A 1,104-nucleotide genomic window follows, 5' to 3' on the forward strand; every position below is an offset into this window, starting at 1 on the left:
ATTTAGAATACTCACTCATCATTCTACATATTCAATAAAAAACTGAATATTATAAATTTCTTTCATTCAAACCTGTTTATATTTAATCAATTAACCCCTTGTTCATCACAAACGAAGCTGGCATGTAAAGAAGGACTTTTGAAAAAAAGGTGAATTGCTTCTTATGAACATTCTCGAGTGCTAAAATCTGCGCAAATATTGAATGCTGAAAAAAGAATGATGATATCCGCGCATAACCGCAATAAAAATAATATCCTGTATCCAATCAAAATTTCTCTGCCACCTATCATTTACAAAACAACAACCGTAACAATACGATAAAGCATACTTTACTTTTATTATAATTTGACCTCAAACTCCCTCTGTTTGTTCTAAAAACAAGTATTTCTCCAAAATTCTTAAGTAAACATCCTAAAAAAGGAAACAAATAATATGCGTATGAAATGATATAAACGTAAATAAAGTTCTAAAACAAAATTCAAAAAAATGCATAAATCTCGTAAAGACTAAACTTATGATCTATAAAATATAATAAAGAAATGGACAAAAACAACCATCAATATCGTCTCTTTTAAAAGATTATACCACAAGAATTTAGCATTCAAGCTTCTCACATTCACAATGAAATCTGCCCCCATATCTTAATATCAAAATTTTAGGAAAATTCCTCATCGCATAGAAGAAAGCATCTATTGTAATCTTTTATATCAAAAAAATAACCATATTGATGAGGAAAAATAAATTTCAATACATTAAAAGGCAGAAAAATCTTCTGCCTTTCATATAAAAATGCACATTATATCTCTTCAAAAAAGATGGCGCAATCCAGCAGAGAAACTGGCTCCAGAAAAACCAGCTTTCTTAAATTTATGCTGATAAGTTACATCTCCATGAAGAAAAAATTTTGAAGAAAGACGAGCATTAAACCCAAGACCTGCTTCCAAAAAAGAACCAAAAAAACCTAATTGGAAATCGTTTTTAAAAGAAACAAATTGCTTATCTTCAAAACTATGCAAATAAGAAAGCTTACTATAAAAAGAAACGACACGTCCCTCTTCAGAAACATTAAGTGTCTTGCTTAAACGCCCACCAACACGCCCCACC

At 30.1% G+C, this 1,104-nt stretch carries 1 protein-coding gene; it reads right to left on the reverse strand.

What is annotated here, in order from left to right:
* Positions 1-806: 806 nt before the first annotated feature.
* Positions 807-1,104 (reverse strand): autotransporter outer membrane beta-barrel domain-containing protein (locus ACFILY_RS09460; RefSeq protein WP_375637989.1); only part of this gene is annotated, 298 nt, incomplete at its 5' end.

The sequence above is a fragment of the Bartonella sp. CL25QHWL genome (genome assembly GCF_042195335.1).
GTDB lineage: Bacteria > Pseudomonadota > Alphaproteobacteria > Rhizobiales > Rhizobiaceae > Bartonella.